The sequence below is a fragment of the Nitriliruptor alkaliphilus DSM 45188 genome (genome assembly GCF_000969705.1).
GTDB lineage: Bacteria > Actinomycetota > Nitriliruptoria > Nitriliruptorales > Nitriliruptoraceae > Nitriliruptor > Nitriliruptor alkaliphilus.
In genome coordinates, this window is the sequence record NZ_KQ033901.1 from 622681 (window position 1) to 634612 (window position 11932).

Sequence of the window (11932 nt, forward strand, 5' to 3'; positions counted from 1 at the left end):
GCGCTCCCTCGTCCGACCGGCCTCCCGCCAGTGGCGACACGACACTAGACACCGGTCGTTCGACGTCGAGACGACTTCGGCGCTCCGCGCTCACCGGCGTGGTCGCGTCCGTACGCTCCGTGATGAACACACCTCGCCTCGCGGGACGAACGACCTCTCCGGGGGCCGGTCGGACGTCCCCGCCTGCCCCTGGAGCCCCCCGTGTCGCGTGGTCGCATGGTCCTGCTCAGCCTCGTGGTGCTGCTCGCCGCCCTGCTCGGCGGCGCGGCCTGGTACCTGCGGCCGATCGCGCCGATCGCGACCGGCTACGCGGCCAAGACGGTGTGCTCGGCCCACTTCGTCAGCGGACGCACCGTCGACGACGGGCTCGGCGACCTGCCCCCCAACCCGCTGGTGCCGCTGCTGCGCATGTCGGTGAACCCCTCGGAGCGCACGGTCCGCACCAGCCTGCTCGGCGTGTGGACGTCGACGGCCTACGCGACCCCAGGGCTCGGCTGCACCCTCTCCGACGACCGTCCGTCGTTCTCCGCCCCGACCACGGAGGTGTCGCCGCCCGATCCCGGGACACCGTGGCCAGCGGGCGACGGTCCGGCCGACCTGCCGGACGACGTCGACGGCGCAGCGCTCGACGCGGCCATCGCCACCGCGTTCGCCGAGGACGACCCCGAGGGCCGCCTACGCAACAGCCGAGCGGTGGTCGTCGTCCGTGACGGCGCCCTGATCGCTGAGCGGTACGGCGACGGGTTCGCCGCCGACACGCCGCTGCACGGCTGGTCGATGGGCAAGTCGATCGCCAACGCCATCGTCGGCCGGCTCGTCGGCGACGGCCGGCTCGACCTCGACGACCGCGACCTGCTCGAGGAGTGGGACGGCGAGGAACGCGCGGACATCACCCTCGACCAACTGCTGCGCATGACGCCTGGGTTGGCGTTCGACGAGGTGTACGAACCCGACACCGACGCGACGCGCATGCTGTTCCGCCCGGGGGACACCGGCGCCTACGCCGCGGATCAGCCACTGGTCGCCCAGCCCGGCGAGCACTGGTCGTACTCGTCGGGGACGACCAACATCCTCTGCGATCTCGCCCAGGACGCGTCGGGCCTCGGCACCGACCTCGCCCACGAGCTGGTGTTCGCCCCCCTCGGCATGACCACGGCGACCATCGAGCCGGACGCCAGCGGCGGCCTGATCTGCAGCTCCTTCCCGTACGCCACGGCCCGCGACTGGGCGCGGTTCGGGCAGTGGTTCCTGCAGGACGGAGAGTGGGACGGCGCGCAGCTGCTGCCGTCCGGCTGGGTCGAGTACTCCACGACGCCGGTCGAGATCGCCGACCCCGGCACCCCGTACGGCGCCCAGTGGTGGCTGAACGCAGGGCCCGGCGGCCAGCTGCGGATGCCGTCCGTCCCGGCGGACGCCTACTGGGCCTCCGGCAACGAAGGCCAGCAGGTGGTGGTGATCCCGTCCGAGGGGCTGGTCGTGGTCAGGCTCGGCTTCAGCGGCAGCTTCTCGGGCGTCGAGTGGGGCCTCGAACCGCTCCTCGCCGGCATCATCGACGCGACGAGCTGACCGCCTGCCGAGGTGGCGGCCGTCAGGGGCCGCCGGTGAGCTCGACGCCGGATCGGTCGGTGACCGCGCCGACCGTCCAGGCGTCGACGCCCCGCCCCTGCAGCAACGCCACCGCGTCGGCGGCACGGTCGTCGGGCACGATCGCGACCATGCCGACCCCGCAGTTGAAGGTGCGCCACATCTCGTCGGTGGCGACGGGCCCCGCCTCGGCGAGCCAGCTGAAGACCTCGGGCCAGGCCCACGTGGCGGTGTCGACCGTGACGCCGAGGCCGTCCGGCAGCACCCTCGGCAGGTTGCCGGGCAGGCCGCCGCCGGTCACGTGGCACAGGGCGTGGGTCTCGACCTCGGCGATCAACGCCAGCACGTCGAGGGCGTAGATGCGCGTGGGCGTCAGCAGCACCTCGCCGAGGGGACGTGCGAGCCCGTGGCGCGCGGCGAGGTCGCGGTCGGCGACGATGCGGCGCACCAGCGAGTAGCCGTTGCTGTGCAGACCCGAGGACGCCATCGCCACGACCGCGTCCCCCGGCTGGACCCGGTGTGGGCCGAGGATCGCATCCTTCTCCACGACGCCGACCCCGAAACCGGCCAGGTCGAACTCGTCGTCGGCGAGGAGGCCCGGGTGCTCGGCGGTCTCGCCGCCGACGAGGGCGCAGCCAGCGATCGCGCACCCATCGGCGATCCCGCGCACGAGGTCGGCGACCCGGTCGGGGTCGAGCTTGCCCACCGAGACGTAGTCGTTGAAGAACAGCGGCTCGGCTCCGGGCACCACGAGGTCGTCGACCACCATCGCGACCAGGTCGATGCCGACGGTGTCGAGCACCCCGAGCCGACGGGCCAGATCGACCTTCGTGCCGACGCCGTCGGTCCCCGAGACCAACACCGGCTCGCGGTACCGGGCGACGTCGAGCTGGAACAGACCGCCGAAGCCCCCGATGCCCCCGAGGACCTCCGGGCGCGATGCCCGCTTCACCACGTCGGAGAGCAACTCGACGGACCGATCCGCGGCGGCGAGGTCCACACCGGCGTCGGCGTAGGAGACGGGTTCGTTCGCGTCGGACACCGAGGACCTCGCGGGCGGGGACGGCGGGCCCGCATCCTCGCACCTCCGGAGCCGGTCAGCAGCACCGGGCCACGGACGCGCTCGCCCATCCAGGCCGAGCGGCGTTCGTCGGCACGGATCGCCAGTTCAGCCTGCGAGCTCGTCGGGGCCGACCTCGCCGAACCCCTCGGGATCGAGCAGGTCCGGTCGCAGCCGCCCGGTGAGAGCCGGCGGGACCCGTAGCCCAGCGACGTCCGTGCCAGCCCCGAGCTGGTGCGCCCACAGGCCGCACAGCTGGCGCGCCGCCCGCCGGCCACGGACGTCCGCCACGGCCCGCGCTGGACCGTCAGGGGGCCCGACCACGACTCGCCACGAGCGGCGGCGCGGACCGAGCCACGCCGTCCGAACCTCGAGCCCTGTCACCTGACCCTCCCATCCCGTCGAGCGGGAGACGCTAGCGCGACGGCGACGAGGTACCTCGTCCGCCTACGGTTGCGCGTCGACCACGTCGCGATGGAGGGTGAGCGTGCAGATCTCCGCACAGGGTCAACGGGTGCTCGGGTGCCTCGTGGAGAAGGCGTTGGCGACCCCGGACCAGTACCCGCTGTCGCTCAACGCCCTGAGGACGGCGTGCAACCAGACCACCGGTCGCGATCCGGTCGTCAACTTCAGCGAGGAGGACGTCCGCGCCGGCATCGACGCGCTCAAGCAGCACCAGCTGGTCAAGACCGAGTACGCCCGTGGGTCACGGGTGCCGAAAACCGCCCACCGCCTCGGCGACCAGCTCGACCTCGACGAGGCGCAGCAGACCGTGCTCGCGCTCCTGCTGCTGCGTGGCCCACAGACGGCCGGTGAGCTGCGGTCACGGTCCGGCCGCATGCACACCTTCGGCTCGGTGGAGTTGGTCGAAGCGATCCTCGGCTCGCTCGCCGCGCACCGGTTCGGCACCCTGGTCGAGCTGCGGCCACGGGAGCCGGGCCGCCGCGAGGCACGGTGGGCCCACCTGCTCGGGCCCGCGGCGGAGAGCACCGCCACGGCCTCGGCGCCGAGCGCCAGCTCGTCGGGCCGCTACCGCAGGTTCCACGACGCGGTCCTGGCCGGCGACTGGAACACCGCCGTCGACCAGCTGGCTCGGGACGTGACCTTCCGCTCCCCCGCGGTGCACCAGCCCTACGAGGGACGCCTGGCGACCGCGACGATCCTGCGTGCCGTCGCGAAGGTCTTCGAGGACTTCCGCTACACCGACGTCCTCGACGAGGGTGATCGAGCGGTGCTGGTCTTCGAGGCCCGCGTCGGGGACCGTGAGCTGCAGGGGATCGACCTGCTGCGCTTCGATGACGACGGGCTGATCACCGACTTCACGGTCATGATCCGCCCGCTGTCGGGGCTGACCGCCCTCGCCCAGCGGATGCAGGCGCTGCTCGAGAACAGCGGCACCGCGCCCTGACCGGGGCCTATCCTGCGGTCGATCGCGACGGGGGAGGACCACGGCGTCAGGGACGCACACGGCGCAGGACGACCCGGGCTGGCCGAGCGGCCGCAGGATCCTGGCGATGCTGGTGCCTCCGCTCGCGGTCGGGGGCGCAGCGGGGCAGCCCATGGTCATGGTCCTCCGGCAGCTGCTGATCATGTTCTGGCTCGCGATCGTGGGTCTCGGCGTGGTCGTCCACTTCACCTTCCGCGACGGGACGGAGACGACCGATGGGTCCGTCGCTTGGGCGCTGCTCGCCGTCGGTGGTCTGATGTCGCTGGCCGGGGCCGGGGTCGCACGGCGCCGGCCCCTCGCGTGCGGCGAACCCGGGGCGCTCGCGGCCCAGTACCGGGTCACGTTCTTCATCGGTGTGGCGTTCGCCGAGATGGCCGCCCTCCTCGGGTTCGTGGCGGCGTTCACCATCTCGGCGGCGTGGCCCTACTACGTGGGCCTGGTCACGTCGGCCATCGCCTTCAGCCTGTTCATCCCGACGCGGAGCCGCCTCGCGGCGGTGGACCGTGAGCTGCAGGCCAGGGGCTGCCCGCACTCGCTGCGCGCAGCCCTGTACGCGTCGCCCGACGACGAGTCCGGGGCGCCGCCCCCCTCCTGACCGTCGCGCGGACACCACGGGCAGGCGACCCACGTCATCGGGACCTCCGGCCCTCACGATCCTCGGCCGCGCCCGTACGGTGAACGTTGAGTCCAGAACTCATCGATGAGCCGAGGCGGTCCGTTGAGCACGATCCAAGCCGGTCGGCGGCTCCCCGTGCAGCAGCCGACCCCCATCTCCCCCTTCGGTGGGGCGGTCCCGAACCTCCGCGTGGCAGTCGCCTACCTCGTGGCTGCAGCGGTGTGGGTGGTGGCCGGCGCCGCCCTGCCCGGCGGCCGCTGGTTCGCGGTGCACCTGTTCACGCTCGGCGCGCTGACCAACCTGATCCTGGTGTTCACCGAGCACTTCGGGCGCACGCTGACGCGAGCCCCCGAGCAGCACATCCGCTGGCAGCTCCCGGTGCTCAACGTCGGCGTCCTGCTGGTGCTCGTCGGGCTGCCCGGTGGGTGGACCGTCGCCGTGGCAGCCGGCGCGACCGTCGTCACCGGTGTCGTGTTCGTCGCGTATCTGCGGCTGCGCCGCCTCCGGAAGGCGGCGGTCGGGGCACGGTTCACCTGGGTGGTCCGCGGCTACGAGCGGGCCCACGGGGCGTTCATCCACGGCGCGATCCTCGGGCTGCTGCTCGGGGTCGGCGTCCTGCCCGGTGCCTGGCACGGACCGGCCAGGCTCGCCCACCTGCACGTCAACGTCCTCGGCTGGGGCGGTCTGACCCTGCTGTGCACCCTGGTCTTCTTCGGGCCGACGATCACCCGCACGCGGATCCTGCCCGGCGCCGACGAGCGTGCCGCTGGTGTCCTCCGCCACGGCGCGACCGCCCTGACCGTGGCGGTGCTGCTCCTGCTCGCCACCGGGGTCGGTGGTGCCGCGGTGGTGCCGCTGCGGCTGGCGGCGGCTGCCGCGTTCGCCGTGTTCGCGTGGGCGGCCACCGTGACCTGCGTCGCGGTGCTCCGTGCCACGCTCCGCGCCAAGCCCACGGCCACCAAGGCGCCGCTCATCGCGGTCTGCCTCTGGTTCGTCGCGGTGGTCTGGGCCGACGTTGCCATCGTCGCCACGGGGTCCTGGCGGCTGCTCGACGCCCTCGGTCTGGCCATCCTCGTCGGCGTGCTGCTGCCGGCGATCACGGCCACCCTGACCTTCCTCGCGCCGATGCTGCGTGGTCCGACGGTGCCGGTGCGGGCGCAGATCATCGCCCGGCTGGAGCAACGGGCGGTGACCCGCGCGGTCGTCGCCAACGTCGCCGCGGTGACCCTCGTGACCGCTGCCGCCGTCGGGACGGCGCTCGGCCCCGGCGGCGCCTGGATGGTGCGGGCCGGCTGGCTCGCGCTGCTCGCCGCGATCGTCCCGCCGCTTCTGTTCGCGGTCGCCCGCCCGCGACCGCCGCTCCTGGATGCCTGAACGGGTACCCCGGCCGGACGCGCCGGGCGGAGCGGCCACGTCAGACGGTGTCGAAGTCGAACTTGAACTGCGCGAGGTGCTCGTGCTCCCCGGGGACGGGGATGGGGTACTCACCGTCGAAGCAGGCGCGGCACAGCGACTTCTTCTGGTGCGGGGTCGAGGAGATCAGGCCGTCCAGCGAGATGAAGTGCAGCGAGTCCGCGCCAACGAAGTCGCGGATCTCGTCGACGGTGAGGTCGGCACCGATCAGCTCGGCACGGGTCGCCATGTCGATGCCGTAGTAGCAGGGGTTCTTGATGGGCGGCGAGGTGATGCGCAGGTGCACCTCGGCGGCCCCGGCCGAGCGCAGCATCTGGATCAGCTGCCGCGAGGTGTTGCCGCGCACGATGGAGTCGTCGACCACCACCAGGCGCTTGCCCTCGACGACCTCCTGGACCGGCGACAGCTTCAGCCGGATCCCGAGCTGGCGCAGCGACTGCGACGGCTGGATGAAGGTCCGTCCGACGTAGCGGTTCTTGACCAGACCGTCGGCGAACGGCAGGCCGGCCTCAGCCGCGTACCCGGCGGCGGCGTCGCGGCCTGCCTCGGGGACGGGGATGACGATGTCGGCGTCGACCGGCGCCTCCTGCGCGAGCACCCGGCCCATCTGCCGACGCGCGAACAGGACGCTGCCACCGTCCTGGCGGTGATCGGGCCGGGCGAGGTAGACCCACTCGAAGAGGCAGAAGTTCGGCGTCGGCGGGGCGAACCGTCGTGAGGTCAGGCCGTGGTCGTCGATGCAGACCAGCTCGCCGGGGGCCACGTCGCGCACGTACACCGCACCGACGATCTGGAGGCCGGCGGTCTCGGAGGCCACGACCCATCCGCCGGCGGGCAGGCGTCCGATCTGCAGGGGTCGGACGCCGTTGGCGTCCCGGAAGGCGTAGAGCCGGTTCTCGTCCATCACCACGACCGAGAACGCGCCGGTCAGGCGGGGCGCGGTCCGGAGGATGGCCTCCTCGAGGGAGACGTCGGCGTCGCGGGCGAGCAGTCCTGCCATCACCTCGGAATCGTTGCTCGGTGGCTCGTCGAGCTCGCGGGCGAGCTCGGCGGTGTTGACCAGGTTGCCGTTGTGCCCGAGGGCGAGCCCGCCACCGGCGGGGGTCTCGCGGTACTGGGGCTGGGCGTTGACCCAGGTCGACCCACCCGTGGTCGAGTAGCGGCAGTGCCCGACGGCGAGGTCGCCCTCGAGCGCCGCGAGACCGGTGTCGGTGAACACCTGGTTGACCAGCCCGGTGTCCTTGTGGACCACGATCCGGCGGCCGTCCGAGACGGCGATGCCGGCCGCCTCCTGGCCGCGGTGCTGGAGGGCGTACAGCCCGAAGTAGGTCAGGCGCGCGACGTCCTCACCGGGGGCGTAGATGCCGAAGACCCCGCACTCCTCGCGCGGCCCCTCCCCGTAGCCCGCCAGATCGACCCCTTCGGGGAGCGCGTCGAGCCCAGCGTCGGCGACGCCGTCGAGTGGAGGCTGCTGCACGGTGGTCGCTCCGCCAGGACGGGGTCGGGTCAGGCGAGGGTACCTGCGGTGGGTGCCGGGCACGGCCCACCGAGCGACCCCGCGCCACGGTCGCCACCGGACCACGAGGTACCGTTCCCCGCGCTGCCTCCGACCCGCCGAGATCACCGTTGCCGCGACGTCCGGACGATCTCGGCCCGGGACCACCTGCGTCGGCGCCGGTGCCGGCCGCCGCCTTCCCGTCGCGCGACGACGAGGTCGCCCCGTTCGTGCGCTCGCTCGGCCTCCTCGGTCTGATCGACGTGCACGTCCACCTCCTCCCCCACCGGTTGCAGGAGGCGGTCTGGGCCTTCTTCGACCGGCTCGAGGACCCGCCGTGGCCGGTCACCTACCGCGACGACGAGGCGACCCGCCTCGCGACCCTGCGCAACCTCGGCGTCATCCACCACACCGCGCTCGCGTACGGGCACAAGCCGGGTGTGGCCGCGTGGTGCAACGAGCACACCCTGGCGGCGGCGGAGGCCCACGCGCAGGTGCTGCCGACGTTCACCTTCCACGCCGAGGACGACGCAGCGACCTACGTCGCGGAAGCCATCGCGCGTGGCGGGCGGGTCGCGAAGGTGCACCTGCAGGTCGGGCGGTTCCACGCGACCGACCCACGCCTCGGCGAGGTGTGGCCCCAGCTGGCCGCGGCGGGTGTCCCGGCGGTCGTCCACGCGAGCGCGGTCTACGGCGTGGACGGCGGCGGCGAGTACTGCGGTCCCGACGCGATCCGAGCGCTGCTCGACCGGCACCCCGACGTCACGGTGATCGTCGCCCACCTCGGCGCCCCGGACCTCGCGGGGTTCCTCGCGTTGGCGGAGGCGGCGCCCACGCTGCGGATGGACACGGCGATGGTCCTGACCGATCCGCCCTACTTCCCCACCGACCACGACGCGCTGCTCCCGCGGCTGCGGGCCATCGCCGACCGGCTGCTGTTCGGATCGGACTTCCCCACGATCCCCCACGTCTACGCCGCCCAGCTGCGAGGCTTGGCCCAACTCGGCCTGGACCCGGCGGGCCTGCGGGGCGTGCTGCACGACAACGCGGCACGGCTGCTCGGCCTGCCCGTCACCGCGCCGCGACCTCAGGAGAACGACACGTGAGCGATCAGCAGGGCCCCGTTCCGGGGTGGTACCCGGACGTCGAGGTCCCCGGCGGCGAGCGGTACTGGGACGGCCAGGCCTGGACCGAGCACCGGCGCGCCGGTCCGGGCCAGGCGACCCCGTGGGGGTCGCAGCCGGTCACGGCCCCGAGCTGGTCGGCGGCGACCACGACACCGGCGATCGACACCTGGCTGTGGCAGTCCATCGTCGCGACGGTGCTGTGCTGCATGCCGCTCGGGATCGTCGGCATCGTCAAGTCCACGCAGGCGTCGACGGCTCGGGACATGGGGGACGTGGCCCTGGCGCAGCGGCGGGCGGCGGAGGCCCGGACCTGGACGTTGTGGTCGGTGGGCGTCGTGCTGGTGCTGTTCGTCGGCGGCTTCGTGCTCACCGTGTTCGGGGCTCTGCTCGCGTGGTGAGAGGCCGGCGTCCCCACCCCGTGCTTGACTCCGGCGCGGCGCGGGGTGCGCCGACACGTGGCTGGACGGCCCACCGGGGCCGCCACGCCGACCGATGAGGGGTGACGACGTGAGCGACCAGGGTGGGTCCGGACCGCAGGCGGGGTGGTACCCCGACCCTGAGGTCCCGGGAGGCCAGCGGTACTGGGACGGGGCGCAGTGGGGTGAACAGCGCCCGCCGGAGGGCGGCGGCTGGCAGCAGCCCCCGCCGGCGCCCACACCGACACCCTCGTGGCAGCAGTCGACGCCGGCGTGGCAGTCCTCACCCGCCCAGGGTGGCGGGTACACGCCGGTCAACGACGTCGATCCGTGGCTGTGGCAGTCGATCGTGGCCACCGTGCTGTGCTGCCTGCCGTTCGGCATCGTCGGCATCGTGAAGTCGTCGCAGGCCCGGTCGGCGATGGACATGGGCAACGGGGTGGTGGCCAAGCAACGAGCGGACGAGGCCCGGACCTGGACGCTGGTATCGGTGGGTGCGGGCCTCCTGGCGTGGGTGCTGTGGTTCGGCTTCGTCGTCTCCTTCGCGTGACCCGGATCGCCGCACCCCCGACGTCGCCCCCGGAGGCCCCTGCGGCCAGGCGAGGTCCGCCGCGGTGGGCGGCGCCGGTGGCGGTGGGCGTGGCGGCGGTGGCCGTGTGCGTGGTGCTCGCCGTGGTCGATCCGGAGGACCGTGCGGGCTGGTCGCCGCGGTGCCCGTTCCGTGCGGCGACGGGCCTGGACTGCCCCGGATGCGGCGGGACGCGCGCGTTGGCGGCGCTGCTGCGCGGCGAGCCGCTGGTGGCGCTCGACCACAACGTGGTGACGGTGCTGCTGCTGCCGGTGCTGGCCGGCGGCTGGGTGGGGTGGCTGGCGTTCCGGCTCGGGTGGCGACGGACCCGGCCGGAGCTGCCGACGTGGGCCGGGTGGACCATCGCGGTCGTGATGACGGTGTTCATGGTGGCACGCAACCTGCCGTGGGGACCACTGGCGTGGCTCGGTTCCAGCGCGGGGTGAGTTCGGCAGCGGGTGTGGATGGGACAAGCCCGGAGGGATGCGCAGTAACGGGCGTTACGCATACACCCGAATGCCACCGCTTCTCAGGTAGTCAGGCGTCGGGACGCCGCCCCGTCTCCGCTGGTCTCCTCGCACTTCGGACCTGCCACAGGTCGAACATCACGATGCCGCAGAGCGCCAGACTCGCATAGGCGATGGACCCTGCGTGGTCCACCACTGCGACGACCAACAAGCCGAAGAACGCAAGGAGGTAGAGCCAGTCGCGAACTCGGAGCGTCCTCACGTCCATCTGCCCTCGCTCTACTCGCGGTAGCGCAGTTGATCACTCCAACGGGCGTTGCGAGTAGATTCGAGTAGCAGGTCGATCGCTGAGGACGGGGACCGCATGCCTTTGGAGGAGTTGCTCGTCCGGGGCGAACCCGCGCCGATCCTCAGGTGGGGCCATCCGGTGCTGCACCGGCCATCGCGTCCGGTCACGGCCTTCGACGCAGACCTGTGGGACCTTCTCGCCGCGATGTTCGCGACCAACCGAGCCGCGCAGGGGGCGGGACTCGCCGCGCCGCAGATCGGCGTCGATCTCGCCGTGTTCGTGTACGACTGTGAGGATGCCAACGGGCGGCGACGGCAGGGGCTGGTCTGCAACCCGAGGATCGCGCGGTTGCTCGGCCCTCAGCGCGATGTCGCCCTGGAGGGCTGTCTGTCCCTGCCAGGTGCGTACCTCCCGCTGGCCCGCCCCGACACGGCGGTCTGCCGCGGGCAGGACCAGTTCGGCCAACCGATCACGGTCCGCGGCACCGGCGTACTCGCGCGCTGCCTCCAGCACGAGGTCGACCACCTCGAGGGAGTGGTCTTCGAGGACCATCTCACCCCTCCGGAGCGACGCGACCTTCGCCTCCAGCATGCTCGTGTCGCGGAGGACTACCCCGAACGGTGGCCAGCGGACTGATCGCTGAGCCCGGTAGGTAGCTCCCACGGGCGTTGTTCGCCTGCGGTCGCGAAGACTCCGCACCAGGTGGCATCCTTCGCCAGCGAGCAGCGCTTCCGTTGCTGCTGACTTTCAGGGGGCGGTGTGGGCGAGCCCGACTGGGTCTCGTGGCGGTGGGCGGTCGGCCTCGGCGGGATGCTGTTGATCGTCGGTGCCTGGCTCTTCGGTTTCGGCGATCCCGTGTGGCTGTCGGTCCCGATGTTGCTGGCACTGGCGACGCCGCGACTGCGCGACGGGTCGACGGTTCCCTTCTCACTCGTGGTGCTGTTCGTCCAGAACCTCCCCGCGCTCGCGGTCCTCGTGCTCGTTGTCCGTGACGCATCGACAGCGGGAGAGCTGAGCGAGCTGGCCGTGGTCCTGGCAGTGGGGGTCACCCTCGTGGCTGCGCTGGGGCACGGGCTCTGGGTCGCCGGGCAACGCGGACCCGCCGCTGGGCTCGGGGTCGGACTCGCCGGGTGTTGCGCCACGCTGGTGATGAGCGGATGGCTCGCTCCGCTGGACGAGGCGTACTTCGTGATGGGAGCGTTGCTGCTGCTCGGCGAAGACATCGTCTCGTCATTGACCCCGGAGCTGCGTGAGGACCGGATGATCCTGCCGTCGGCGGTGACGGCTCTCGTCTTGCTGGGGTTCGGCGGGATCCACCTCCTCGACGGCGAGCTGATACCGCAGGCGTCCGCAGTGGTGGCCACCGCGGTTGTGGGCCTCCCTGTGGCCTGGGCGATCAAGCGCACAGCGCGCCGCCAGGAACGGCGGCACTGGTCCGTGAGCAGGTAGC

General features: G+C 72.6%; 13 protein-coding genes. 10 read left to right on the forward strand and 3 right to left on the reverse strand.

Annotated features, from left to right (window positions below):
* Positions 1–201: 201 nt before the first annotated feature.
* Entirely contained in the window at positions 202–1566 is a 1365-nt protein-coding gene (locus tag NITAL_RS02905; protein ID WP_052664556.1) for a serine hydrolase domain-containing protein, read from the forward strand.
* Positions 1567–1588: 22 nt separating this feature from the next.
* Here NITAL_RS02905 and purM read toward each other — a convergent pair whose 3' ends face one another.
* Together purM and NITAL_RS02915 are read right to left on the reverse strand one after the other, a co-directional pair.
* On the reverse strand, positions 1589–2626 hold the full coding sequence (gene purM / locus NITAL_RS02910) for a phosphoribosylformylglycinamidine cyclo-ligase (RefSeq protein ID WP_052664557.1): 1038 nt from the start codon (positions 2624–2626) through the stop codon (positions 1589–1591).
* Positions 2627–2752: 126 nt separating this feature from the next.
* Complete coding sequence (locus NITAL_RS02915) at positions 2753–2935, reverse strand: hypothetical protein (RefSeq protein WP_052664558.1); 183 nt, start codon at positions 2933–2935, stop codon at positions 2753–2755.
* Positions 2936–3131: 196 nt separating this feature from the next.
* Between NITAL_RS02915 and NITAL_RS28415 the strand changes: the two genes are divergently transcribed.
* The 3 genes from NITAL_RS28415 (at position 3132) to NITAL_RS02930 (ending at position 6081) form a co-directional block, all read left to right on the forward strand.
* Entirely contained in the window at positions 3132–4052 is a 921-nt protein-coding gene (locus NITAL_RS28415) for a DUF480 domain-containing protein (protein WP_052664559.1), read from the forward strand.
* 106 nt (positions 4053–4158) lie between these two features.
* Positions 4159–4686: an ATP synthase subunit c family protein gene (locus NITAL_RS02925; RefSeq protein WP_052664561.1), complete on the forward strand. Its 528-nt coding sequence runs from the start codon at positions 4159–4161 to the stop codon at positions 4684–4686.
* A 123-nt stretch (positions 4687–4809) separates the two neighbouring features.
* Positions 4810–6081, forward strand: coding sequence for a hypothetical protein (locus NITAL_RS02930; RefSeq protein ID WP_052664563.1), 1272 nt, complete (start codon positions 4810–4812; stop codon positions 6079–6081).
* Positions 6082–6121: 40 nt separating this feature from the next.
* On the opposite strand, the gene purF is transcribed toward NITAL_RS02930, so the two are convergent.
* On the reverse strand, positions 6122–7597 hold the full coding sequence (gene purF / locus NITAL_RS02935; protein WP_211262166.1) for an amidophosphoribosyltransferase: 1476 nt from the start codon (positions 7595–7597) through the stop codon (positions 6122–6124).
* Positions 7598–7797: 200 nt separating this feature from the next.
* Here purF and NITAL_RS02940 point away from each other — a divergent pair, with 200 nt between their 5' ends.
* The 6 genes from NITAL_RS02940 to NITAL_RS02970 all read left to right on the forward strand — a co-directional run bounded on the left by NITAL_RS02940 (position 7798) and on the right by NITAL_RS02970 (position 11931).
* The gene (locus NITAL_RS02940) at positions 7798–8721 is read left to right on the forward strand and encodes an amidohydrolase family protein (protein ID WP_052664565.1); all 924 of its coding nucleotides are present in this window, start codon (positions 7798–7800) and stop codon (positions 8719–8721) included.
* Entirely contained in the window at positions 8718–9140 is a 423-nt protein-coding gene (locus NITAL_RS02945) for a CD225/dispanin family protein (protein ID WP_052664566.1), read from the forward strand. The genes NITAL_RS02940 and NITAL_RS02945 overlap by 4 nt, the downstream gene beginning before the upstream one ends.
* Positions 9141–9249: 109 nt before the next feature.
* Complete coding sequence (locus tag NITAL_RS02950; protein WP_052664568.1) at positions 9250–9708, forward strand: CD225/dispanin family protein; 459 nt, start codon at positions 9250–9252, stop codon at positions 9706–9708.
* 77 nt (positions 9709–9785) lie between these two features.
* A complete protein-coding gene (locus NITAL_RS02955; RefSeq protein WP_052664570.1) occupies positions 9786–10172 on the forward strand; it encodes a DUF2752 domain-containing protein in 387 nt (128 codons plus the stop codon).
* Positions 10173–10557: 385 nt separating this feature from the next.
* Positions 10558–11118: a peptide deformylase gene (def, locus tag NITAL_RS02965; RefSeq protein WP_052664573.1), complete on the forward strand. Its 561-nt coding sequence runs from the start codon at positions 10558–10560 to the stop codon at positions 11116–11118.
* Positions 11119–11241: 123 nt separating this feature from the next.
* On the forward strand, positions 11242–11931 hold the full coding sequence (locus tag NITAL_RS02970; protein WP_052664575.1) for a hypothetical protein: 690 nt from the start codon (positions 11242–11244) through the stop codon (positions 11929–11931).
* Position 11932 lies beyond the last annotated feature (1 nt).